General features: G+C 60.6%; 22 protein-coding genes. 16 read left to right on the forward strand and 6 right to left on the reverse strand.

All coding sequences use genetic code 11. The features are described 5' to 3' along the window. Positions 1-68: 68 nt before the first annotated feature. Positions 69-1,823 (reverse strand): molecular chaperone, encoded by a 1,755-nt coding sequence (locus ACW9HX_RS17795; protein ID WP_457381600.1) that lies wholly within the window; start codon positions 1,821-1,823, stop codon positions 69-71. Positions 1,824-2,044: 221 nt separating this feature from the next. Between ACW9HX_RS17795 and ACW9HX_RS17800 the strand changes: the two genes are divergently transcribed. After that, complete coding sequence (locus tag ACW9HX_RS17800; RefSeq protein WP_457381601.1) at positions 2,045-2,446, forward strand: lectin OAA family protein; 402 nt, start codon at positions 2,045-2,047, stop codon at positions 2,444-2,446. A 60-nt stretch (positions 2,447-2,506) separates the two neighbouring features. On the opposite strand, the gene asd is transcribed toward ACW9HX_RS17800, so the two are convergent. From asd to ACW9HX_RS17815, 3 genes are read right to left on the reverse strand one after another with little or no spacing between them, the layout of a single operon-like run. Then, positions 2,507-3,367, reverse strand: a complete 861-nt coding sequence (asd, locus tag ACW9HX_RS17805) for an archaetidylserine decarboxylase (RefSeq protein WP_457381602.1) — start codon at positions 3,365-3,367, stop codon at positions 2,507-2,509. 18 nt (positions 3,368-3,385) lie between these two features. Next, positions 3,386-4,201: a rhodanese-like domain-containing protein gene (locus ACW9HX_RS17810; protein ID WP_457381603.1), complete on the reverse strand. Its 816-nt coding sequence runs from the start codon at positions 4,199-4,201 to the stop codon at positions 3,386-3,388. A 39-nt stretch (positions 4,202-4,240) separates the two neighbouring features. Beyond that, the gene (locus ACW9HX_RS17815) at positions 4,241-5,779 is read right to left on the reverse strand and encodes an HDOD domain-containing protein (protein WP_457381604.1); all 1,539 of its coding nucleotides are present in this window, start codon (positions 5,777-5,779) and stop codon (positions 4,241-4,243) included. Positions 5,780-5,945: 166 nt separating this feature from the next. On the opposite strand from ACW9HX_RS17815, the gene motA reads away from it, so the two are divergent. The 3 genes from motA (at position 5,946) to dinD (ending at position 8,900) form a co-directional block, all read left to right on the forward strand. Then, on the forward strand, positions 5,946-6,797 hold the full coding sequence (motA, locus tag ACW9HX_RS17820) for a flagellar motor stator protein MotA (RefSeq protein WP_007952169.1): 852 nt from the start codon (positions 5,946-5,948) through the stop codon (positions 6,795-6,797). Between the two features lie 3 nt (positions 6,798-6,800). Next, the gene (gene motB / locus ACW9HX_RS17825) at positions 6,801-7,877 is read left to right on the forward strand and encodes a flagellar motor protein MotB (RefSeq protein ID WP_457381605.1); all 1,077 of its coding nucleotides are present in this window, start codon (positions 6,801-6,803) and stop codon (positions 7,875-7,877) included. 171 nt (positions 7,878-8,048) lie between these two features. Beyond that, positions 8,049-8,900 (forward strand): DNA damage-inducible protein D, encoded by an 852-nt coding sequence (dinD, locus tag ACW9HX_RS17830; RefSeq protein ID WP_457381606.1) that lies wholly within the window; start codon positions 8,049-8,051, stop codon positions 8,898-8,900. Between the two features lie 106 nt (positions 8,901-9,006). Here dinD and rsgA read toward each other — a convergent pair whose 3' ends face one another. Beyond that, the gene (rsgA, locus tag ACW9HX_RS17835) at positions 9,007-10,038 is read right to left on the reverse strand and encodes a small ribosomal subunit biogenesis GTPase RsgA (RefSeq protein WP_457381607.1); all 1,032 of its coding nucleotides are present in this window, start codon (positions 10,036-10,038) and stop codon (positions 9,007-9,009) included. A 107-nt stretch (positions 10,039-10,145) separates the two neighbouring features. Between rsgA and orn the strand changes: the two genes are divergently transcribed. From orn to ACW9HX_RS17850, 3 genes are all read left to right on the forward strand, one after another. Then, positions 10,146-10,688: an oligoribonuclease gene (gene orn / locus ACW9HX_RS17840; RefSeq protein ID WP_096819824.1), complete on the forward strand. Its 543-nt coding sequence runs from the start codon at positions 10,146-10,148 to the stop codon at positions 10,686-10,688. An 84-nt stretch (positions 10,689-10,772) separates the two neighbouring features. After that, a complete protein-coding gene (locus ACW9HX_RS17845; RefSeq protein WP_457381608.1) occupies positions 10,773-11,384 on the forward strand; it encodes a trimeric intracellular cation channel family protein in 612 nt (203 codons plus the stop codon). 140 nt (positions 11,385-11,524) lie between these two features. After that, positions 11,525-12,571 (forward strand): Fic family protein, encoded by a 1,047-nt coding sequence (locus ACW9HX_RS17850; protein ID WP_457381609.1) that lies wholly within the window; start codon positions 11,525-11,527, stop codon positions 12,569-12,571. A gap of 6 nt (positions 12,572-12,577) precedes the next feature. On the opposite strand, the gene queG is transcribed toward ACW9HX_RS17850, so the two are convergent. After that, positions 12,578-13,666 carry a tRNA epoxyqueuosine(34) reductase QueG gene (gene queG, locus ACW9HX_RS17855; RefSeq protein WP_457381610.1) on the reverse strand — a complete coding sequence of 363 codons (1,089 nt, stop codon included), beginning with the start codon at positions 13,664-13,666 and terminating at the stop codon, positions 12,578-12,580. A gap of 63 nt (positions 13,667-13,729) precedes the next feature. Between queG and ACW9HX_RS17860 the strand changes: the two genes are divergently transcribed. The 9 genes from ACW9HX_RS17860 (at position 13,730) to hflC (ending at position 23,799) form a co-directional block, all read left to right on the forward strand. Further along, positions 13,730-15,229: an NAD(P)H-hydrate dehydratase gene (locus ACW9HX_RS17860; protein ID WP_457381611.1), complete on the forward strand. Its 1,500-nt coding sequence runs from the start codon at positions 13,730-13,732 to the stop codon at positions 15,227-15,229. Next, positions 15,217-15,687, forward strand: coding sequence for a tRNA (adenosine(37)-N6)-threonylcarbamoyltransferase complex ATPase subunit type 1 TsaE (gene tsaE / locus ACW9HX_RS17865; RefSeq protein WP_096819821.1), 471 nt, complete (start codon positions 15,217-15,219; stop codon positions 15,685-15,687). Before ACW9HX_RS17860 ends, tsaE begins: the two co-directional genes overlap by 13 nt. Before the next feature lie 51 nt (positions 15,688-15,738). After that, positions 15,739-17,118 (forward strand): N-acetylmuramoyl-L-alanine amidase, encoded by a 1,380-nt coding sequence (locus ACW9HX_RS17870; protein ID WP_457381640.1) that lies wholly within the window; start codon positions 15,739-15,741, stop codon positions 17,116-17,118. Then, a complete protein-coding gene (mutL, locus tag ACW9HX_RS17875; RefSeq protein ID WP_457381612.1) occupies positions 17,115-19,022 on the forward strand; it encodes a DNA mismatch repair endonuclease MutL in 1,908 nt (635 codons plus the stop codon). Before ACW9HX_RS17870 ends, mutL begins: the two co-directional genes overlap by 4 nt. Then, entirely contained in the window at positions 19,022-19,993 is a 972-nt protein-coding gene (gene miaA / locus ACW9HX_RS17880) for a tRNA (adenosine(37)-N6)-dimethylallyltransferase MiaA (protein WP_457381613.1), read from the forward strand. The genes mutL and miaA overlap by 1 nt, the downstream gene beginning before the upstream one ends. Positions 19,994-20,086: 93 nt before the next feature. Beyond that, a complete protein-coding gene (hfq, locus tag ACW9HX_RS17885; protein WP_007902656.1) occupies positions 20,087-20,347 on the forward strand; it encodes an RNA chaperone Hfq in 261 nt (86 codons plus the stop codon). 12 nt (positions 20,348-20,359) lie between these two features. After that, entirely contained in the window at positions 20,360-21,661 is a 1,302-nt protein-coding gene (gene hflX, locus ACW9HX_RS17890) for a ribosome rescue GTPase HflX (RefSeq protein ID WP_169428609.1), read from the forward strand. 96 nt (positions 21,662-21,757) lie between these two features. After that, positions 21,758-22,930: an FtsH protease activity modulator HflK gene (gene hflK, locus ACW9HX_RS17895; RefSeq protein WP_457381614.1), complete on the forward strand. Its 1,173-nt coding sequence runs from the start codon at positions 21,758-21,760 to the stop codon at positions 22,928-22,930. Continuing rightward, complete coding sequence (gene hflC, locus ACW9HX_RS17900) at positions 22,930-23,799, forward strand: protease modulator HflC (protein ID WP_027611416.1); 870 nt, start codon at positions 22,930-22,932, stop codon at positions 23,797-23,799. Before hflK ends, hflC begins: the two co-directional genes overlap by 1 nt. The last annotated feature ends 90 nt before the right edge of the window (positions 23,800-23,889 follow it).

Below are 23,889 nucleotides of genomic sequence, written 5' to 3' on the forward strand. Positions count from 1 at the left end.
TGGAATGCATTTCAAATGTGGGAGCGGGCTTGCTCGCGAAGGAGGCACCCCGGATTATCCGATGCCACTCAAAGGGATTTCCACAACGAGTCGAAATCCTCCTCGCTCCCGCCATTCTGCGCGGCTTCCAGCGAGCGATAGGCAAACTGATTGAAACTGTGTGTGCTTGCCACTCGCCGATCCAGCCCGGCGCGATGCTCTTCGCCCTGGGTGTTGATCAGCACTTTATTGCCTTCCTGAAACGGCAGTCGTGGCGCCAATAGCGTCGCGGGCAAGTCGATGGCGCTGATTTCCGGCAACAACAAACCTCGCAAGTAATGGCTGTGATCGTCCCGCGTGCGCACCAGTTGCAAGCCGCAGGGCTGGGCGTAGGGCGCCACCAGCTCGATGCCCATTTGTGTCCCGGCGCCGCGCACCTGGCGGATCCAGCGCACCACAGCAATGCTCCAGCCTTGATTCGTGGCGTCCTGAATCCCGACCATTTCCCCGGTCTGCAATTCGGCGGGCACCTCTTTTGGCCACGCCAGGCAATAACCGCCAGGGCTGTGGTTTATGACCGGCAACGCGTAAGTCGGATAGTGCGGTGGGCTTTCAGCGTCGCCTTCGTCGTCGGCCAGTGGTTCGTAGCGGATTTCTTCGTAAGGCAGGAATTCGTCTGCCTTGCTCTGCGGGGCCGCATCGAATGCCTGACTCCAGCTGTCCTTTTCACCCTGAGCCACCGCACGGCTGAAGTTTGCGGCGCGTGAACCGGGATGCTTGAGCAATTCACTGAAAGTACGTTCGCCACCCAGATAGAAGTGCAGGGCGCTCATGCCGACACACACGGTCAGGTTGCCCTGGCCGACGGTGCGCTGGAAGCTGCGTTCGGCGGCTTCGCCCCAGGTCGCGTGCAGATGCTGGAGAGTGTCGAGCGTCAGGCCAGCCGGTACCGGCAGTGGTTTGGACGCATCTTGGTGCAGCAGGTGGGCTTCGATAGCATCGACCAGCGCTTGCGGGTCGAAACCGAGCAGCCCCGGCTGTTGTTCGCTGCGAAATTTGCTGCGATAGCGGGGACCGGCGTCGATCTCCGGAGAAATGGCGAACAGCCCTTCACCCGATGCGCCGGGATGCAGTTTGAGCCAGGCGCTCCAGGGTTCAAGCACCTGCGCGAGTTGGGCGATCGGGTTCTGACGCAATTGATTGCAGCGCGCGCTGCCCAGCAACAGGGTGGCGATATAGGTCTGTTCGACGCTCAGCTCACTGGCGAGGCTGGCCAGATCGTCACGGACCCGACGGTGTTGCAACTGCAAGTCGCAGGCGCAGCGAAACAACTGGTGCAGTTCAAACCACAACTGTTCCGGCGCCGGGCTGTACAACTGCGTGGCGCGCACCAGTTGTCCTTTCAGTGCATGAACGGCGCGTTGCAGCGCTTCGCTCAGCAGGGCGGCCCTGTCTTTCGAGTATTTGGGGGCGATGCGCAGAACGATCTGTTTGTAGCCGATGGCCAGCTGGCTTTGCAGGGCCTGACAGAGGTTGCTGATCTTGCGTGAACGCTCATCGAGCATGATCGCCTGATGCAGAAAGTGTCGCTCAAGGTGCTGGCAGACGAAGTACACCTCGGGCCGCATCAGCTCCAGCAGGTGCAGGCGATTGTCGCTGGGGGTCAGCAGTTGATTGAGTTCGCCGAGCCCCTGATAGAGCTGGCGCGCGGTTTCGCCGATGTTGGCCTTGGGCAGGCCGGCGATCCAGCGCTTGAGGTCGCGCGGGGTCGCTTCGCAGAAGGACAGGCGCAATTGGCTCGGGATCGGGACGCTCAGTTGTGGTTGGGATCGAGGATCACTCATGCCATGACCAGCTCCGGCGGCGAATAGGGCAATGCCAAAAACTCTAGCAGTTGTGGTCCGTTTCGCAGGCGTTTGTCAGGCTTTTTTACCGTTGGTCTGCTGGCTGGGTGCCATTTCGGCAGGCGCTACTAGGCTCTCAGGCGTGCGATCGGAAACGCACGGTTGCACGGTCTGCCGCTTACGACGGGCAGGTCTCTGAAAACTTCAAGGAGATGAGGTTCATGTCTAAATACGCAGTGGCAAATCAATGGGGCGGTAGTTCGGCACCTTGGCATCCGGGTGGAACCTGGGTACTGGGCGCGCGGGACAACCAGAAAGTCGTCGCGATCGAGATCAAGTCTGGCGATGGCGGCAAAAGCTTCACCGGCACCATGACTTACGCCGGCGAAGGCCCTATTGGCTTCAAGGCTCAGCGCACTGGCCAGAACCAGTACAACGTCGAGAACCAGTGGGGTGGCAACGATGCCCCGTGGCATCCAGGTGGCAAATGGGTGATCGGCGGTCGGGATAACCAGAACGTTATCGCGTTGAGCGTCACATCGAGTGACGGCGGGAAAAACCTCAGCGGCACCAACACCTACGCCAACGAAGGGCCAATCGGCTTCCGTGGGCAGATAGAGTAACGGCGCCACCCAGGTCGTGTCCGCCCTTTCGCAGACGTGCGAAAGGGCGGATCAACAGGTTCAGGCGTTCGGCAATGCCAGGGCCTGGCCCATCTGTACCGGCGAGCCGGCTTTCAGTTCTTCAACCCACTTCACCTGATCTGGCCCGAACAGCACGATCGCGGTCGAACCCAGCTTGAAGCGCCCCAGTTCCGCACCTTTTTCCAGATGAATCGGCGCACGGGCGGCTTCGTCGTAGCGGAAGGTTTTCAGCTCACGCTTCGGCGGCGTGACCAGGCCGGCCCACACGGTTTCGATCGACGCCACGATCATCGCGCCCACCAGCACCACGGCCATCGGCCCACGCTCGGTGTCGAAGATGCACGCTACGCGCTCGTTGCGCGCGAACAGCTCAGGGACGTTTTCCGCGGTGGTCTTGTTGACCGAGAAGATCCGGCCCGGGATGTAGACCATCTCGCGCAGGGTGCCGGCCAGCGGCATGTGCACGCGGTGGTAATCCTTCGGCGACAGGTAAACGGTAGCGAATTCGCCGCCCATGAACGGCGCAGCATTGGCCGCGTCGCCACCCAACAGTTCCAGCACGCTGAAGCTGTGGCCCTTGGCCTGGAAGATGCGACCGTGTTCGATCGGGCCGAGCTGGCTGATCGCACCGTCGGCCGGGCTGAGGATCGCGCCCGGGGTCTGGTCCAGAGGACGTGCGCCGTCTTTCAAGGCGCGGGTGAAGAAGGCGTTGAAGTGCTCGTAAGCGGTCACGTCCTCAACCAGCGCCTGCGACATGTCCACCTGATAACGCTTGGCGAACCAGGTGGTAAAGGCATTCTTGAACCAGCGCACGCGGCACTCGGCAATGCAGCCGGCCAGGCGCGACAGCAAATGGTGAGGCAGCAGGTACTGGCTGATGATAAACAAACGCTCTTTCATGACTGTCCTTAAAAATCCTTAAAGCTCGACGGGGGTGTCGGGGTGGTTGCCCCATTCGCCCCAGGAACCGGCGTAGCCCTTGACCCGCGGATAACCGAGGGACTTGGCCACCAGATAAGTGAAACCTGACCGGTGATGGGTCTGGCAGTGGGTAATGATTTCTTTGTCTTTGGTGATCCCGAGGCTTTCGAGGATCTGCGGCATGTCGGTGCGGATACGCAACTGACGCGCCTGATCCATGCCTGCCGTCCATTCGAAGTTGACCGCTCCGGGGATGTGCCCACCCTTGGCTGCCAAGACTTTCTCGCCGGAATACTCCAGTGGCCCGCGAGCGTCCCAGATCGCCAGGTCAGCGGCACCGAGGCGGCTTTGCAGGTATTCGCGGGTGGCGGTCGGTTCGTTGTGCAGGGTCAGGGCTACCGGACCGCCGACGACAGGAGGGATCTGGATCGACATCGGCGAACCTTCCGCCAGCCACGCCGGCAAGCCGCCGTCGAGGTAGTGGTACTTGTGGTGACCGATCACGTCGAGCAGCCAGATGAAACGCCCGGCCCAGCCGCCGCCTTCGTCGTCATAGACCACGTAGACCGCGTCCTTGTGATGTCCCAGTTCCCCGAACAGCTCTTCGAGTTTTTCTTTTGTCGGCAGCAGGCCCGGAGCCGGTGCCTGGCCCAGCTGGGTGCGCTTCGGATCGACAAAGCGTGCGCCGGGAATATGACCCTCGGCATAGCGGGCGGCGCTGGTCAGATCCACCAGAATCAGGTTGCGGGCGTCGAGGCGCGGGAGCAGGTCGCTCGGCTCGATCACCAGCGCCAGGCCAGAGAAGTCAGACATGTGAGGTCTCCAGAGCACAAAGGGGAAGGATTGTAGCTGTCATTGGCCGCGCTGGCTAAAGCTGTGCAGGGCTTTCTCGATGCACTGCGCGGTTTTGCCGAAGGCTTGCACGGTGATGTCGGCGAACGGCCCGCCGCCCTGATCGGCGACCACGATCATGATCACCCGACCGTTATTGACCAGCGAGCGCAGGAACAGGTGTTCGCCCCGGAACAGCGTGCGCAGCGAGGGCGGCAGCAGGGCGGAAAACTGGGCGTTGTTGTCCGGGGTGATGCGCACTTGTGCCTGTTGCGCGAGCAAGCGTTGCAGCACGGTGCTTTGACTGACGACGAAGTTGAGCGCGGCGGCTTCCTTCGGCAGGCCGGAAATCTGATGCACGCGCAGACTGGACTGCGTCCGGTCGGCCATCAGGATCATCACCCGGCGCATGCCGCTGGCCACCAGTGTGTCGCGGGCGGCGATGGTCAAGTGCATGGCATTGGTGAAGCGACTCGGCTCGGCCAGCAGTTCGGCGCATTGCCGGCGCCACTTGGCCAGGTCTTCGGTATTGGGTGCGGCGGCCGGCAACATGCCGGCGGGCAGGCGGCGGGTGCCCCACGGCCACAGCAGGGAAACCGCCGGGTGCCACAGATCCGGCATCGAATGCCGTCGCGCGCTGTTGGCGGCCTGCTGGTGCAACTGTTGTTGCACTTCGTCCATCGAGATTTGCAGATAGAGGCTGGTCAGGTACTGCCAGCGCTCGCTGTGCGGACTGTCCCAGGCCTGTTGTGCCGACAGCGCCAGGCCGTTGGCCAGCAGCACGGTGTTGGCCGGCTGGTTGAGCCAGTGGCGCAGGGTCGGGTCATCATCGAGGCGATTCTGTTGGCGCAATGGATGATCCACATCGCGGGCGATGCGCAGGACCTTGACCAGTTCGCGCTGTTCGGTGAGCAGCAATCGATAACCCTGCTGCACCCAGATCGGCAGGCGCCAGACTTCGACCAGCGCTTCACCGATTTTCAGCAGGCGTACGCCGAACAATTGCTTTTCGACGTCGCGGGCCGACTCGCCCTTGTGGATCACCCGGACTTCCCACTCTTCGAGCAGTTTGGGAAAGGTCAGCGCCAACGGCCACAGCGGCGATAAAAACAGCAGACTGCCCCAATGGATGTCTTGCCACAGCCGCGCCAGGCGACTGGCAAAAAAGCCGTTGGCCTGTTGCGTGGCGTGCTGGCTGATCATCTGCAACTGGCGCAAGGCCTGGGGGATTTGCGCCTGCGGCTCGGCAGGCAGACGTGCCAGCAGTTCTTCGGTGCGGGCGAGGCCGAGGCGATTGATCGCGACCTCGAGGTTCTCCGCAGGCGTGGTCATGCTGCCCTGAGTGTGGCGGTTGGCTTCACGAATGATGCTCAGCGCTAGCGCCGGGCTGTCCTGCATCAGGTCGGCAATGTCGCGCATTGAGCTGCGATTGTCGCGGATGGCACGGCAGACACGATCGTGGGCTTCTTGCGGCACCGGCAGGCGCACGCTGTCGAGCAGCTTCACCCAGCCGTCGAGTGTGGTGGGTTTTACGTGTGGGACGTTCGTTTCATTAGCCATGTCTGGACGAGATCTTCACTGACTGTAGACGCGCCCGGCATGGGCTAAATTGGCTTTTCGCCTGAACTGGCTATAGTCTGGCGCAGTTTTGCCGATAAGTAGAAGAAGAGATTTTTTAACTTCCGAATATGACCTTGAACCCGACTTAAATAAGTACTTTCTACCTATGGCTAAAATTATCGGCATCATCGTCGTATTCGCGAGCGTGCTCGGCGGATACGTGCTCTCCCACGGCAAGATTGCCGCACTGATCCAGCCCTTCGAGGTGATGATCATCGGCGGTGCGGCACTCGGAGCATTCCTCCAGGCCAACCCCGGTTACATGACGATGCACGTGCTCAAGAAATCCCTGAGCATGTTCAGCTCGCGTTTCAGCCACACGTTCTATCTGGAAGTGCTGGGCCTGATCTACGAGATCCTCAACAAGAGCCGCCGCGAAGGCATGATGGCCATCGAGGGCGACATCGAAGATGCCGCTGCGAGCCCGATCTTCGCCAAGTACCCGGCAGTGCTGAAAGACGAACGCATGACCGCGTTCATCTGTGATTACCTGCGCATCATGTCCTCCGGCAACATGGCTCCTCACGAACTGGAAGGTCTGTTCGACATGGAGCTGTACAGCCTCAAGGAAGACCTCGAGCATCCGTCTCACGCGGTGAACGGCATCGCCGACGCCATGCCGGGTTTCGGTATCGTCGCGGCGGTACTGGGTATCGTGGTGACCATGGCCTCGCTGGGTGAAGGCGATCAGAAGTCCATCGGTCTGCACGTCGGTGCGGCACTTGTGGGTACCTTCTTCGGTATTCTCGCGGCCTACGGTTTCTTCGGCCCGCTGGCACACTCCCTGGCGCACGATGCCAAGGAAGAGCTGAACGTTTACGAAGCTATCAAGGCTTCGCTGGTGGCTTCGGCGTCCGGCATGCCGCCGTCGCTGGCTGTCGAGTTCGGTCGCAAGGTTCTGTACCCGGCTCACCGTCCAAGCTTTGCCGAGCTGGAACAAGCCGTTCGCGGTCGTTAAGTCATGGAAAATAACCAGCCGATAATCATCAAGCGCGTCAAGCGCATCGCCGGCGGGCATCACGGCGGGGCGTGGAAGATTGCCTTCGCCGACTTCGCGACGGCGATGATGGCGTTCTTCCTGGTGTTGTGGCTGTTGTCCACCGCGACCCCGGAACAGAAGATCGCCATCGCCGGTTACTTCAAGGACCCGGTCGGTTTCTCCGAGAGCGGCACGCCGTACATCATCGATCTGGGCGGTACGCCGACCCTCGCACCGGAAAACACCCTCAACCCCGAAGTGAAGTCGCAGCCGCAACCGGACAAGGTCACGGTCGACACCGAGCAGGTTGAAGGCATGGCCGAGCAGGTCGAGAAGGAACGTCTGGAACTGTTGCTGCAAGAACTGCAGAACAAGGTCGACGAGAACCCGCAGCTGCAGAAATTCAAGGATCAGATCCTGTTCGAGATCACGCCGAACGGCTTGCGCATCCAGATCATGGACGCCGAGAACCGGCCGATGTTCGACTCCGGCTCTGCACGCCTGAAGCCGTACTTCGAAGACATCCTGCTGGCCATGGCCGACACCATCAAAGCGGTGCCGAACAAGATCAGCATCAGCGGCCACACCGATGCCAAGCCGTACACCGGCACCGGTGACTTCGGTAACTGGGAACTCTCGGCCAACCGTGCCAACGCCGCCCGGCGTGCACTGGTGGCGGGCAGCTATCCGGACGGGCAAGTGGCGCGGGTGGTGGGTTACGCCTCGTCGGCACTGTTCGACAAGGAGAACCCGTTCAACCCGGTCAACCGCCGCATCGACATCGTGGTGCTGACCAAGAAGGCCCAGGCCGCCATCGAAGGTTCGCAAGGCGCTGAACCTGCGAAACCGGCCGAAGGGCAGAACGGCGCGGATCCGGCCAAACCGGTCGACCCGAACGCCTTGCCGGCGGATCAGCAGCCAGTGCCTGCGCACGAACTGCGCGAGCGGCTGAACCTGTTTGACGACGCGGCACCGAAGCCGGCCGCGCCAGGTAGTGCGGCGCCATCCCCGGCGCCCGCTGCACCCACACCTGCACCGGCCCCCGCGCCGAAGCAGTGATCCATAAAAAAGCCGCGAGATGATCGCGGCTTTTTTGTGCCCTGTGCGACGACTGGGCACACTTTTGATCAGCCTCTCACGGATAATCCCCTATCAGCTTGCACACGGGTGTTTTGCTCTAAATGGCCAGCAATGAATACAAATCCTTCTGAACCACAAGGAGTCGTGACGATGGAAAATCAGACAATCTTTTTGCTGCAGCAGCAATTTGACGAATTAGCGCAACGGGTACCTGGCGAGGGTATCGAGTTCTGGTTCGCTCGCGAACTGCAGGAGCCTTTTGGTTATGCACGTTGGGAAAACTTTCTCACCGTTCTCCAGCGAGCAATAGCCTCGTGTGAAGCCACAGGCGTGGATGCTCTCGATCATTTTCGTGGCGTTACGAAAATGATCGAGATTGGCAAAGGTGGGCAACGAGCTACCGACGATTTCATGCTTACGCGCTATGCCTGTTACTTGATTGCGCAGAATGGCGATCCGCGTAAACAGCCCATTGCCTTTGCTCAGAGCTATTTCGCGCTACAAACGCGCAAGCAAGAGTTGATTGAAGACCGGATGCGCCTGCAGGCCCGCTTTGATGCTCGTGATCGCTTGCGCGAGTCGGAAAAAGAACTGTCGCAGAATATTTACGAACGTGGCGTGGATGATGAGGGTTTTGCTCGCATCCGCTCCCGGGGAGACGCAGCACTTTTCGGTGGGAGAACGACTCAAGCGATGAAAGATCGCTACGGCATCATCAAGAGTCGGCCACTTGCTGATTTTCTGCCCACATTGACTATTGCTGCGAAAAATCTTGCCACTGAGATGACCAATCACAATGTGCTTCAGGTTGATTTAAAGGGTGAGTCGGCCATTGCGAGCGAGCATGTCCAGAACAATTTGAGCGTGCGCGACATGCTGAACCAGCGCGGTATCAAACCCGAGGAACTCCCTGCGGAAGAGGATATTCGCAAGCTTGAACGTCGGGTTAAATCACAGGAAAGGAGCATCGCCAAGCAGGCGCCTAAGCTACCGGCTGACTGATTTTCAGGTGTTCGGTGGAATGACCGAATCGACAAACAAAAGCCGCAGTCACCTGCGGCTTTTGTTTGCTGGGCGTTCTCAAAGTCAGCGTTGCTGACGATGTTTTTCAGTAACCGTTTTCCGGCAGACTGGCGATGATCGAGCGGTAGCTGTTCATCCGCTGCTGTTGCACGCGGCCATCTTCCAGCGCCTTGAGCAGTGCGCATCCCGGTTCGCGGTCGTGCTTGCAGTCGCGGAAGCGGCAGGTGCCGAGCAGGTCATCGAACTCGATGAAACCGGCTTCGACGTCGGCGCGGCTGACGTGTCCCAGACCGAACTCGCGGATACCCGGGGAATCGATCAGCTCACCGCCACCGGGGAAGTGGAACAGGCGCGCGGTGGTCGTGGTGTGAGTGCCCTGGCCGGACAGTTCGGACAGCGGGCCGACGCGGGTTTCCACCTCTGGCAGCAGACTGTTGACCAAGGATGACTTGCCGACACCGGACTGGCCGACGAATACGCTGATGCGCCCGTCGAGCTGCTTCTGCAATTGCTCCATGCCGTTGCCGTGGTGCGCCGACACTTCCAGCACCGGATAACCCAGCGTGCGATAGACCGCCAGCAACGCGTTCAGCGCCGGGGCGTTCTGTTCGTCGATCAGGTCGAACTTGTTCAGCAGCAGCAACGGACGGATGCCGGCGTGCTCGGCCGCGACCAGATAACGGTCGATCAGGTTGGCATGGGGCTCGGGCAGCGGGGCGAAGACAATGACGATCATGTCAACGTTGGCGGCCACCGGTTTGAGCTGGCCACGGCTGTCCGGACGGCACAGCTCGGTGGTGCGCGGCAGTTGCGCGACGATGACGCCGATGCCCTGGTTGCCGGCGCGCCAGACCACTTGATCACCGGTCACCAGCGCAGGCAGGTTGGCCCGCAAGTGGCAGCGGAAGACCTGGCCGGCCAGTTCGCCGTCAACGGCCTCGACCTCGACCTGTACACCGAAGTGGGCGATCACCAGGCCGCGCTGTTCCGGGCCCAGATCGCCACCTTCGAGTGCCTCGACAGCCGAGGACTCGCGTTTGGCGGCGCGGGCGGCGCGCTCGCCCTGAATCTTTTCGATGCGCCAGTTTTGACGACGATTGAGTTGGCGTTTGGCCATGGGTGTTCCGTCTGAAGAATGCAGCGATTAGGTAAAACGGCCGCGAGTTTAGCACGCCCGGGCATCGCCCTAGGCTAAACTGCGCAGCATTGCCTAGGAGCCGAAATATGCAGAACCCGCAGAACCTGATCTGGATCGACCTGGAAATGACCGGTCTGGATCCGGAAAATGACGTCATCATCGAAATGGCCACCATCGTTACCGACAGTGACCTCAATACCTTGGCCGAAGGCCCGGTGATCGCCATCCACCACAGCGACGAAGTGCTCGCTCGCATGGATGAGTGGAACACCCGCACCCACGGCAACTCCGGCCTGACCCAGCGCGTGCGCGACAGCCGCGTGAGCATGGCCGAGGCCGAAGCCGAAACCATCGCCTTCCTCGAGCAGTGGGTGCCGAAGGGCAAGTCGCCGATCTGTGGCAACAGCATCTGCCAGGATCGCCGCTTCCTTTATACCCACATGAAGTCCCTGGAAAGCTATTTCCACTACCGCAACCTCGACGTCTCCACGCTCAAGGAACTGGCCGCGCGCTGGGCGCCGGACGTGCGCGACAGCTTCAAGAAGGGCAGCACTCACCTGGCACTGGATGACATCCGTGAGTCCATCGCCGAGCTGCAGCACTACCGCAAGCATTTCATCAAGTTCTGAGATCGGCGACCCACGCCGAGGCGCCCTCTTTTGGTGCCCCGGCGAAGTGAGTAGACTGCGCGCCTTCCTGCCAGGATCGCCACCATGTTGCTGATGCTCTACCTCGTCGCCATTACTGCCGAAGCCATGACCGGCGCCCTCTCTGCGGGCCGTCGCGGCATGGACTGGTTCGGCGTGGTGTTGATCGCCTGCGTCACGGCATTGGGCGGCGGTTCGGTGCGCGACGTGCTGCTCGGGCACTACCCGCTGACCTGGGTCAAACACCCGGAATACCTGGTGCTGACCACGGTCGCGGCGATGGTCACCGTGTTCACGGCCCGCTGGATGCGTCATCTGCGCTCGCTGTTTCTGGTGCTCGATGCGGTCGGTCTGGTGGCGTTCACCCTGATCGGTTGCATGACCGCCCTGGAAATGGGCCACGGCATGCTGGTGGCTTCGGTCAGCGGCGTAATCACCGGGGTGTTCGGCGGCATCCTGCGCGACATCTTCTGCAACGACATCCCGCTGATCTTCCGCCGCGAGCTCTACGCCAGCGTCTCGTTCGCCGCGGCGTGGTGCTACATGCTGTGCCTGTTCCTGAACGTGCCGAGCGAACAGGCGATCCTGATCACGCTGTTCGGCGGCTTTCTATTGCGGTTGTTGGCGATTCGCTTCCATTGGGAAATGCCGAAGTTCGTCTATAACGACGAGCATTGATTCTCACGATGTGAAACATCCTGTTGAGGATGGTTGATGGGCGACTGGCGCTGAATGGGGTAAAAAGAACATTAAATAGGGTAGTTGACGCTTTAATTACCCCATTTAATGGTTGATTACCCCATTTGAAGGAACATGGCATGCGGTCGCTTACTTCTGATTTTCTCACTGCCCTGCGCTTCAATGGATTACAGATCAGCACCATGCGGGCCCTTGGAGAGTATCGAGGTAAGCAGCAGCTGTTTGTCGCTCAGTCACCTCAAATTCTCCATGACCTGAAAGAGCTTGCAGTGATTGAGTCCACGGAGTCGTCCAACCGGTTGGAGGGCGTGACCGTAGCTCCTGCCAGGTTGAAATCCTTGATCAGTGGGAGTTCGGAGCCCAAGAGTAGATCTGAGCAGGAGATTGCCGGATATCGGGACGCACTTTCGCTCATTCATGAGTCTGGTGAGGCGATGTCCTTTTCCGAAGGCGTCTTGCGGCAGCTACATACTGTCCTCTATCGGTATCTCCCGCAGGACGGCGGTCGTTGGAAAGCAACGAACAACGACATTGTCGAGCGCCATCTGGATGGCAGCACGCGCGTTCGCTTTCGGCCGATAGCGGCTCATCTGACTCCTATCGCAGTTACTGAGATGGTTACGCAGTACCGACGAGCGGTGGACCAGAATCTGGCGGATCCCTTGGTATTGGTTCCGCTCGTCGTTCTCGACTTCCTGTGCATACACCCCTTTTCAGATGGTAACGGGCGAGTTGCGCGTCTGCTGACTCTAATGTTGCTTTATCAGTTTGATTATCAAGTCGGGCGCTTTATCAGTCTTGAACGGGTGTTTGAGGAGTCAAAAGAGAGTTACTACGAGACGCTTGAGCTGAGCTCGAAAGGCTGGCATGAGGATTTACATGATGTTCAGCCATGGCTTGATTATTTTTGGGGCGCGATGCTTCGAGCGTACAAAGAGTTTGAGGAGCGTGTGGGGACGATCGATAATCGTCGAGGCAGTAAAAGTGATCGGGTGAGAAACGAGGTGCTGAAGCGCAATTTGCTTTTTTCCATCTCGGATATTGAACAGTCTTGTCCTGGAATCAGTCGTGATACGGTTCGAATGGTACTGCGCACGCTCAAGGCAGAGGGGCTGATTGAGTCTACGGGCAACGGGCGCAGTGCCAAATGGAGGAAGCTGACTTGAGATTCGCTAAGCTTCAGTCGCTACGCTATTAAGGCGGTCGGCGTGCTGTTTCAACGCCCATTCCACATGTTCCCGCACCAGCTCTGACGGGTATTCGCGCCGCGCCTTGAGTGCTTCCAGCACCGGAATGGTCGATGGCGCATTGCCCAATCCCACCGCCAGATTGCGCAGCCAGCGCTCATAACCGGCGCGGCGCAGTGGCGAACCCTCGGTGCTGCTGAGAAATTTGTCTTCATCCCACAGAAACAGCTCCGCCAGTTCGGCGTTGTCCAGATTGTGCCGTGGCTTGAAGTCGCTTTCCCCGGACGGGCGGGCGAAGCGGTTCCACGGGCAGCAGATCTGGCAATCGTCGCAGCCGAACACCCGGTTGCCGATCAACGGTCGCAGATCTTCGGGGATGGCGTTCTTCAGCTCGATGGTCAGGTAGGAAATGCAGCGTCGCGCATCCAGCACATAAGGGCCGACGAAGGCGTTGGTCGGGCAGATGTCGAGACACGCGGTGCAGCGCCCGCAATGTTCGGTGCTGTGGGGTTCATCCACTGGCAACGGCAGATCGACGAACAGTTCGCTGAGAAAGAAATAACTGCCGGCCTTGCGGTTCAGGACCAGGGTGTTTTTACCGATCCAGCCCAGGCCGGCCTGTTCGGCGATGGCTTTTTCCAGCACCGGGGCGCTGTCGACGAAGGCGCGGAAGCCGAACGGGCCGATTTCGGATTGGATCTTGTCCGCCAGTTGCTGCACGCGCTTGCGGATCAACTTGTGATAGTCGCGGCCCAGGGCATAACGCGAGATGTAGGCTTTTTCCGGTTTGGCCAGCAATTGCGCCATTTGCGTGTCGCCCGGCAGGTAGTCCATGCGCAGGGACACCACGCGCAAGGTACCCGGCACCAGCTCTTCGGGGTGCGAGCGTTTGCTGCCGTGGGCGCCCATGTAATCCATTTCGCCGTGGTAGCCGGCCTCCAGCCAGCGTTGCAGGTGCTGCTCGTGCTCGGCCAGGTCCAGACCGCTGATGCCGACTTGCTGGAAGCCCAGCTCGCGGCCCCAGTCCTTGATGGATTGGGCGAGGGCGGGAAGATCTGTGGTGATGGCGGACATGAGGCGAGAGAAACCGGAGCTGAGGTGCGTATAATTCTGCCAGACATCGGAGCCCGAAGACGCATGCCGCACACTAAAGATCAATTACCCGACGCGCTGTACCGCGCCGCGCAGGTGCGGGCACTCGACGCACGGCTGATTGCCACCGGCACGCCGGGCTTCGAATTGATGCAGCGTGCCGCCCATGCCACCTGGCGCGCACTGGTGCGGCAATGGCCCACGGCGAACGAATTGACCGTGCTGGCCGGGCACGGCAACAACGCCGGTGACGGTTATCTGGTGGCTGCGCTGGCCCGTCGTGCGGGTTGGACGGTGCAGGTGCTGGCCGTCGGCAATCCGCAGCGTTTGCAGGGCGATGCGGCCCTGGCGCATGCCGAAGCTGTCGCCGAAGGCGTTGCGATTGCTGCGTGGACTGCTTCCAGTGAATTGCGCGGAATTCTTGTCGACGCGCTGCTTGGCACCGGTCTGAGCGGTGAAGTACGTGAGCCGTATACGTCTGCCATCGCAGCCATCAATGCCAGCGGCCTGTCGGTGGTGGCGGTCGATATCCCTTCCGGTTTGTGCGCCGATACCGGCCATGTGCTGGGCCGCGCGGTGTGCACCGACCTTACTGTGACTTTCATCGGGCTGAAACTCGGCCTGTTTACCGGGGATGCGGCGGACTACGTCGGCGAACTGCTGTTTAACGATCTGCAAGCGCCTGCCGAAACCTACAGTGACATTGCCGTCGCCGCCCGCCGGCTCAATGCCGGTAATCTGCCGCGCCTGCCTGCTAGATTGCCGGCTGCGCACAAGGGGCGTTTCGGTCATGTCCTGCTGATCGGTGGCGATCACGGCTTTGGCGGGGCAATCCTGCTCAGCACCGAAAGCGCGTTGCGCAGTGGGGCCGGGATGGTGTCGCTGGCCACCCGCCCGGAACATGTTCCGGCGGCGTTGAGCCGGGTGCCGGAAGCCATGGTGCTGGGTACTTCTTCGGCCAATCAACTGATGGGGCTGCTGGAAAAGGTGTCGGTGCTGGTGGTCGGGCCCGGGCTGGGTCAGGCCAGTTGGGGACGGGCGCTGTTGTCGGCTGCTGCCAATGCCTCGCTGCCACAGGTGTGGGATGCCGATGCGCTGAATCTGTTGGCCGGCGGTTTCGTCAGTTTGCCCAAGGATTGCGTGATCACGCCGCATCCGGGGGAAGCGGCGCGGTTGCTGGGGATCAGCACTGCCGAGGTGCAGGCCGATCGTCCGGCGGCGGCGCTGGCGTTGAGCAAAAAATATACAGCGGTGGTGGTGCTCAAGGGGGCGGGCAGTCTGATCGCTCATCCCGACGGGCGTCTGGCGTTGTGTCATCAAGGCCATCCGGCCATGGCCACTGCTGGTCTGGGCGACGTGCTGGCCGGTCTGGTCGGCGCGTTGCTGGCGCAGGGTATGGACGCGTTCGACGCGGCGTGCCTGGCGGTCTGGCTGCACGCCAACGCCGGGGCGCAACAAGGTAAATTCGGCCGTGGGCTGGCGGCCAGTGATCTGATTCCAGCCATTCGTCAGTTGTTGGAGGAGCATGCACCGTGTCTGAAGTAACCCTGTACCTGGCCGATGAACAGGCGATGAGCGACTTTGGCGCACGGATCGCCCGCGTGACCGGGGGGCATGGCCTGATCTTCCTTGAAGGCAACCTCGGCATGGGCAAAACCACGCTGTCCCGGGGCATCATCCGCGGGCTGGGGCACGTCGGCGCGGTGAAAAGTCCGACCTTCACGTTGGTCGAGCCCTACGAGATCGGTGACATCCGCGCCTTCCACTTTGATCTGTATCGTCTGGTCGATCCGGAAGAGCTGGAGTTTCTGGGCATTCGCGACTATTTCGAAGACGACGCCCTGTGCCTGATCGAGTGGCCCGATAAAGGTGCAGGCTTTTTGCCAAAGCCTGACCTGACCATTACCATTAGCCCGCAAGACAGCGGGCGTTCGCTGACTATTTTGTCCCAGGGCTCGCGTGGCGAGGCCTGGTGTGCCGCTTTGGCATTGGAAACCAATTAAATGATGGGGTTAGGTATGCGCTTTCGCGCGTTGGTGGCTGCCGTTGGACTGATGTTGATGGCAGTAACCGTCAACGCTGTGGCCGAGACAAAGGTCAACAGCGTGCGCCTGTGGCGGGCGCCGGACAACACGCGTCTGGTCTTCGACTTGAGCGGCCCGGTGCAGCACAGCGTCTTCACCCTGACCGCACCGGATCGGCTGGTGATCGACATCAATGGCGCCACCCTGAGTGCACCGTTGAAAGTCTCGACCGCCAACACGCCGATCACCGCGATGCGTTCGGCCCAGCGCACGCCGACCGACCTGCGGGTGGTCATCGATCTGAAAAAGGCCGTCACCCCGAAAAGCTTCTCGCTGGCGCCTAACGCGCAATACGGCAACCGTCTGGTGGTCGACCTGTTCGACAACCCGGCCGATGCCGCGCCGCCACCTGCGCCAACGCCACAAGTGGCGACGGTACCCGCCGTGCCGGTGACTCCTTCGGAACCTGCCATCAAGTTGCCGCCGGCCCCGGCCGGCAAGCGCGACATCATTGTGGTGATTGACGCCGGCCACGGCGGCGAAGACCCGGGTGCGTCCGGCTCACGCGGTCAGCGCGAGAAAGACGTGGTGCTGCAGATCGCCCGTGAATTGCAACGTCAGGTCAACGGCATGAAAGGCTTCCGCGCCGAACTGACCCGTACCGGCGACTACTTCATCCCGCTGCGCGGCCGTACCGAAATCGCCCGCAAGAAAGGCGCCGACCTGTTCGTCTCGATCCACGCCGACGCGGCGCCATCTGCGGCGGCGTTCGGGGCTTCGGTGTTTGCCCTGTCTGATCGTGGCGCCACTTCGGAAACCGCCCGTTGGCTGGCCGACAGCGAAAACCGTTCCGACCTGATCGGCGGTGCCGGCAACGTCAGCCTCGACGACAAGGACCGGATGCTCGCCGGCGTTCTGCTCGACCTGTCGATGACCGCCTCGCTGACCTCCAGCCTCAACGTCGGCCAGAAAGTCCTGACCAATATTGGTCGGGTCACGCCGCTGCACAAACAGCGCGTGGAACAGGCCGGATTCATGGTGCTGAAGTCGCCGGACATCCCGTCGATCCTGGTGGAAACCGGCTTCATCTCCAACGCCAACGAAGCGAACAAGCTCTCGGCTTCGAGCCACCAGCAGGCGCTGGCGCGTTCGATCAGCAGCGGCGTGCGTCAGTTCTTCCAGCAGAACCCGCCACCGGGCACTTACATTGCCTGGCTGCGTGATTCGGGCAAGATCGCCCAGGGCCCGCGTGATCACCGGGTCAGCCCCGGCGAAACCCTGGCGATGATCGCCGTGCGTTATCAGGTGTCGGCAGCCACCCTGCGCAGTGCCAACAATCTGAGCAGCGATGAGCTGAAGGTTGGTCAGCACTTGACTATTCCTGGCACCGAACTGGCGTCCAAAGAATGAACCAGGTCCTGAACGCGGCCCGCATCGAACTGCTCAGCCCACGGCTTGCGAACCAGATCGCCGCCGGCGAGGTGGTTGAGCGCCCGGCCTCGGTGATCAAGGAGTTGCTGGAAAACAGCCTCGATTCCGGCGCCAAGCGCATCGACGTCGATGTGGAGCAGGGCGGCGTCAAACTGCTGCGGGTGCGCGACGATGGCAGCGGCATCTCCGCCGATGACCTGCCGCTGGCTCTGGCCCGTCACGCCACCAGCAAGATCCGTAATCTTGAAGACCTCGAACAGGTGATGAGCCTGGGTTTCCGGGGGGAGGCACTGGCGTCGATCAGCTCCGTGGCGCGCCTTACCCTGACGTCCCGTACCCGCGACGCCGATCAGGCCTGGCAGGTCGAGACCGAAGGCCGCGACATGGCGCCCCGTGTGCAGCCGGCGGCCCATCCGGTCGGCACCTCGGTGGAAGTCCGTGACCTGTTTTTCAACACCCCGGCTCGGCGCAAATTCCTCAAGACCGAAAAAACCGAATTCGATCACCTGCAAGAAGTGATCAAGCGTCTGGCGCTGGCGCGATTCGACGTGGCGTTCCATTTGCGCCACAACGGCAAGACCATCCTCAGCCTGCATGAGGCTCACGATGATGCGGCCCGCGCGCGGCGTGTGGCGGCGATCTGCGGTTCTGGCTTCCTTGAGCAGGCATTACCGATCGAGATCGAGCGTAACGGCCTGCACCTGTGGGGGTGGGTCGGTCTGCCGACGTTCAACCGCAGTCAGGCGGATTTGCAGTACTTCTTCGTCAACGGCCGCGCGGTGCGCGACAAACTGGTCGCCCACGCGGTACGTCAGGCTTATCGCGATGTGTTGTTCAATGGCCGGCATCCGACGTTCGCGCTGTTTTTCGAGGTCGATCCGGCAGCGGTCGACGTCAACGTGCACCCGACCAAACACGAAGTGCGTTTCCGTGACGGGCGCATGGTGCATGACTTCCTCTATGGCACCTTGCACCGTGCCCTGGGTGATGTGCGGCCGGAAGATCAGTTGGCCGGTTCGGTCACTACCGCGATCGTGCGGCCAACCGGCCTCGAAGCCGGCGAGTTCGGGCCGCAGGGCGAAATGCGACTGGCCGCGAATGCGCTGCTGGAGCAACCGCAGGCGCAGCCGGCGTTCAATACCTCGTCGGGCGCCAGCACTGGCGGCGCTTATCAGTATCAATACACGCCGCGCCCGCAATCCGCCGTGCCGGCTGCCGAGGCCCAGGCTGCGTACCGCGAGTTTTTTGCGCCGCTGCCTGAAGCGAATGCCAACGCGCTGCCGGCCGGTCAGGAAGATATTCCGCCGCTGGGCTACGCGCTGGCGCAGCTCAAGGGCATTTATATTCTGTCCGAGAACGCCCAGGGCCTGGTTTTGGTGGACATGCACGCCGCTCACGAGCGGATCATGTATGAGCGCCTGAAGATCGCCATGGCCAGCGAAGGCCTGAGCGGCCAGCCGTTGCTGGTGCCGGAATCCCTAGCGGTCAGCCAGCGCGAGGCCGATTGCGCTGAAGAACATGCGGCGTGGTTCCAGCGTCTCGGTTTCGAGTTGCAGCGCCTCGGCCCGGAAACCCTGGCGATCCGGCAGATTCCGGCTCTGCTCAAGCAGGCCGAAGCCAACCGTCTGGTGGGCGATGTCCTGTCGGACTTGATGGAGTACGGCACTAGCGACCGCATCCAGGCGCATCTGAATGAACTGCTCGGCACCATGGCCTGCCACGGCGCGATCCGCGCCAACCGCCGCCTGGCTTTGCCGGAAATGAACGGTCTGCTGCGCGACATGGAAAACACCGAGCGCAGCGGTCAATGCAACCATGGCCGACCGACCTGGACCCAACTGGGCCTGGACGATCTGGACAAACTGTTCCTGCGCGGTCGTTGATGAGCCAGCTTCCTCCAGCGATTTTCCTGATGGGCCCGACCGCTGCGGGCAAGACCGACCTGGCCATCGAGCTGACCAAGGTGCTGCCGTGCGAGTTGATCAGCGTCGATTCGGCGCTGGTCTATCGCGGTATGGACATCGGTACGGCCAAGCCTTCCAAAGAGCTGCTCGCCGAGCATCCTCATCGGCTGATCGACATTCTCGACCCGGCCGAGAGTTATTCGGCTGCCGATTTCCGCCGCGATGCTTTACAGGCAATGGCCGAAATCACTGCACGCGGAAAAATTCCGCTGCTGGTCGGCGGCACGATGCTCTATTACAAGGCTTTGGTCGAAGGTCTGGCGGATATGCCGGCGGCGGATCCCGAAGTGCGCGCGCAGATCGAGGAAGAGGCTGCACGCCTTGGTTGGCAAGCCCTGCACGATCAATTGGCGGCAATCGATCCGGAGTCGGCGGCGCGTATTCACCCGAACGATCCGCAACGCCTGAGTCGGGCGCTGGAAGTTTATCGGGTCAGCGGTCAGAGCATGACTGAACTGCGGCTGAAACAATCTGAACAAAGTACCCAAGCTGCGGCATCGGGACTGCAACAATTGCCCTATACTGTCGCGAACTTGGCCATTGCTCCGGCAAATCGTCAGGTACTGCACGACCGCATTAAACAAAGATTCACAAATATGCTGGAACAGGGGTTCATCGACGAGGTCGTAGCCCTGCGTAATAGAAGTGACCTGCATGTAGGGTTGCCGTCTATACGTGCGGTAGGCTATCGCCAAGTCTGGGATTACCTGGATGGCAAGCTGACGTCGGCCGAAATGCAGGAGCGGGGCATCATTGCCACGCGCCAATTGGCCAAACGCCAGTTTACCTGGCTGCGCAGCTGGGACGATTTACACTGGCTCGACAGTCTGGATTGCGACAATCTGCCACGCGCCTTGAAATACCTTGGGACCATCTCCATATTGAGCTGAGTCCTTGCAATTGCCGTCTATCCTTGGGGGTGTGGCGGCAAAAGCCATCTGATTACCTATTTTTTATATTGAATCCTTAAAGGAGTGCGGCACATGTCAAAAGGGCATTCGCTACAAGACCCTTACTTGAATACTTTACGTAAAGAGAAAGTTGGGGTTTCCATCTACCTGGTCAACGGTATCAAACTGCAAGGCACGATCGAGTCTTTCGACCAGTTCGTTATCCTGCTGAAAAACACCGTCAGCCAGATGGTTTACAAACACGCTATCTCTACAGTCGTGCCGGTTCGTCCAATTCGTCTGCCAAGCGCAACCGAATCCGAAGCAGGTGACGCTGAGCCAGGTAACGCCTGATAGGAGTCTCCTTTGTTCTTTGAGCGCCACGGTGGTGGTGAGCGAGTCATCCTCGTTCACTTGGATGGACAGGACCCTGAGGCGCGCGAAGATCCGCAGGAGTTTCAGGAACTGGCAAATTCGGCAGGCGCCGAGACCGTTGCGTTTTTTAACGTACCGCGTCATCGGCCAACCGCCAAATACCTGATCGGCAGCGGCAAGGTCGAGGAACTGCGCGACCTGGTCCACGCTGAAGAAGCCGATCTGGTGATCTTCAATCACGTCCTCACGCCCAGTCAGGAACGTAACCTCGAACGTGTTTTCGAGTGTCGCGTGATCGACCGTACCGGTCTGATTCTCGATATTTTCGCCCAACGCGCCCGTACCCATGAGGGCAAGCTCCAGGTAGAACTGGCCCAGCTTGACCACATGAGCACCAGGCTGGTTCGCGGCTGGACTCACCTTGAGCGTCAGGGTGGCGGTATCGGCATGCGCGGTCCGGGTGAAACCCAGCTCGAAACCGACCGACGACTGCTGCGGGTTCGTCTGCGCCAGATCAAGGGGCGGCTGGAAAAAGTGCGCAGTCAGCGCGAACAGTCGCGCCGCGGCCGTTCCCGTGCGGATATTCCTACCGTGTCTCTGGTGGGCTACACCAACGCCGGTAAATCCACGCTCTTCAATAACGTGACGAAATCCGAGGTGTACGCGGCTGACCAGTTGTTTGCCACGCTGGACCCGACCCTGCGCCGTCTGGAGCTGGACGACCTGGGGCCGATTGTCCTGGCCGACACCGTGGGTTTCATTCGTCATTTGCCGCACAAGCTGGTCGAGGCATTTCGGTCTACGCTCGAAGAGTCGAGCAATTCCGACCTGCTGTTGCACGTGATCGATGCGGCCGAACCGGATCGCATGTTGCAGATCGAGCAGGTGATGGTGGTGCTGGGCGAGATTGGTGCCCAGGACTTGCCGATCCTCGAGGTCTATAACAAACTCGATTTGCTTGAAGGCGTTGAGCCACAAATCCAGCGCGACGAGAACGGCAAGCCTCAACGGGTCTGGTTGTCGGCGCGTGATGGCACTGGTCTGGAGTTGCTTGAGCAAGCCATTGCCGAATTGCTGGGCAGTGATTTGTTTGTCGGAACCTTGCGTCTGCCCCAGCGGTTTGCGCGTCTGCGCGCACAGTTCTTCGAACTGGGCGCGGTACAGAAAGAAGAATACGACGAAGAAGGTGTCAGCTTGCTGGCCATTCGATTGCCACGCTCGGAGCTCAATCGACTGGTCAGTCGTGAAGGCGTTGTGCCGACGGAGTTCATCGAGCAACACACTTTGCAATAAAAGCCTGAAAAAGCGGTTGTGCCGCAACGGCAGGCATTCTGTAGCATTGGTCGGCGCGCCGTGGGTGCGTCTTTGCTTTATCAGATGGAGAGCGCTATGGCTTGGAATGAGCCGGGTGGCAACTCGAACAATCAGGATCCTTGGGGTGGCAAGCGCCGCAATAACGGCGACCGCAAGGGGCCACCAGATCTCGACGAGGCCTTCCGAAAGCTGCAGGAAAGCCTGAACGGGTTGTTCGGTGGTGGAAAGAAACGTGGTGGTGATGACGGTGGCGGTTCGGGCAAGAGTGGCGGCTTCGGCGGCCTGCTCGGCATTGGCCTCGTCGTGCTGGCGGCCGTGTGGCTGTACAGCGCGGTGTATGTAGTCGATGAGCAGGAGCAGGCCGTGGTGCTGCGCTTCGGCAAGTACTACGAAACCGTCGGCCCGGGCCTGAACATCTACTTCCCGCCGATCGACAAGAAGTACATGGAAAACGTCACGCGTGAGCGTGCCTACACCAAGCAGGGCCAGATGCTGACCGAAGACGAGAACATCGTCGAAGTGCCGCTGACCGTGCAGTACAAGATCAGCAACCTGCAGGACTTCGTGCTGAACGTCGACCAGCCGGAAATCAGCCTGCAACATGCGACCGACAGTGCGCTGCGCCATGTGGTGGGCTCTACCGCGATGGACCAGGTGCTGACCGAAGGTCGTGAGCTGATGGCCAGCGAAATCAAGGAGCGTCTGCAACGCTTCCTCGATACCTATCGCACCGGTATCACCGTCACTCAGGTCAACGTACAGAGCGCAGCTGCACCGCGCGAAGTGCAGGAAGCCTTCGATGACGTGATCCGCGCCCGTGAAGACGAGCAGCGTTCGCGCAACCAGGCTGAAACCTACGCCAACGGCGTGGTGCCGGAAGCCCGTGGTCAGGCCCAGCGCATTCTCGAAGATGCCAATGGCTACCGTGACGAAACGGTCTCGCGCGCCAAGGGTGAGGCTGATCGCTTCACCAAGCTGGTTGCCGAGTATCGCAAGGCGCCCGAGGTCACTCGTCAGCGTCTGTACCTGGACACCATGCAGGAAGTCTTCAGCAGCACCAGCAAGGTTCTCGTGACCGGCAACAAGAACGGCCAGAGCAACCTGCTTTATCTGCCGCTGGACAAGATGATTCAGAACAGTTCGGGCAGCAATGCGCCGGTTACCGGTTCGGCTGCCGCCAGCAACAACACGGACGTCACGCCGCATGTCACTGACCTGCCGCAGTCGCGTACAAGGGAGACCCGCTGATGAGCAATAAATCGCTGATCGCCCTGATCGTTGGCGTTGTCGTGGTACTGGTTGGCTGGAACTGCTTCTACATCGTGGCTCAGACCGAGCGTGCGGTGCTGCTGCAGTTCGGGCGTGTGGTTCAGGCTGATGTTCAGCCGGGTCTGCATGTGAAAGTGCCTTACGTTAACCAGGTGCGTAAATTCGACGCACGTCTGATGACGCTGGATGCACCGACACAACGCTTCCTGACGCTGGAAAAGAAAGCCGTGATGGTCGATGCCTACGCCAAGTGGCGCGTGAAAGATGCCGAGCGCTTCTACACTGCGACTTCCGGCCTCAAGCAGATCGCCGACGAGCGTCTGTCCCGTCGTCTGGAATCGGGCCTGCGTGACCAGTTCGGTAAACGTACCCTGCACGAAGTGGTGTCCGGTGAGCGCGATGCGCTGATGGCGGATATCACGGCGTCGCTGAACAAGATGGCGGAAAAAGAGCTGGGTATCGAAGTGGTCGATGTCCGGGTCAAGGCCATCGATCTGCCGAAGGAAGTGAACCGCAGTGTGTTCGAACGTATGAGCACCGAGCGTGAGCGTGAAGCCCGCGAGCACCGCGCCAAGGGTAACGAGCTGGCCGAAGGCATCCGTGCCGACGCTGATCGTCAACGCCGCGTGCTGCTGGCTGAAGCCTATCGTGAATCCGAAGAGATTCGCGGTGACGGTGACGCCCAGGCCGCTGCGATCTACTCCAAGGCCTACGGCCAGGATCAGGAGTTCTACGGTTTCTACCGTAGCCTGCGTGCCTACCGTGAAAGCTTCGCGAACAAATCCGACGTCATGGTCCTCGACCCAAGCAGTGACTTCTTCCGTTATCTGGAAAAGTCCAAGCCTTGATACGACGTTGACCTGAATCATTCCGCCCGGCGGCTAAAACCTCGGGCGGGGTGATCCTTTGGGAAAACGTGTGTATGATGCGGCAGCCGG

The sequence above is a fragment of the Pseudomonas sp. SDO52101_S400 genome (genome assembly GCF_054071635.1).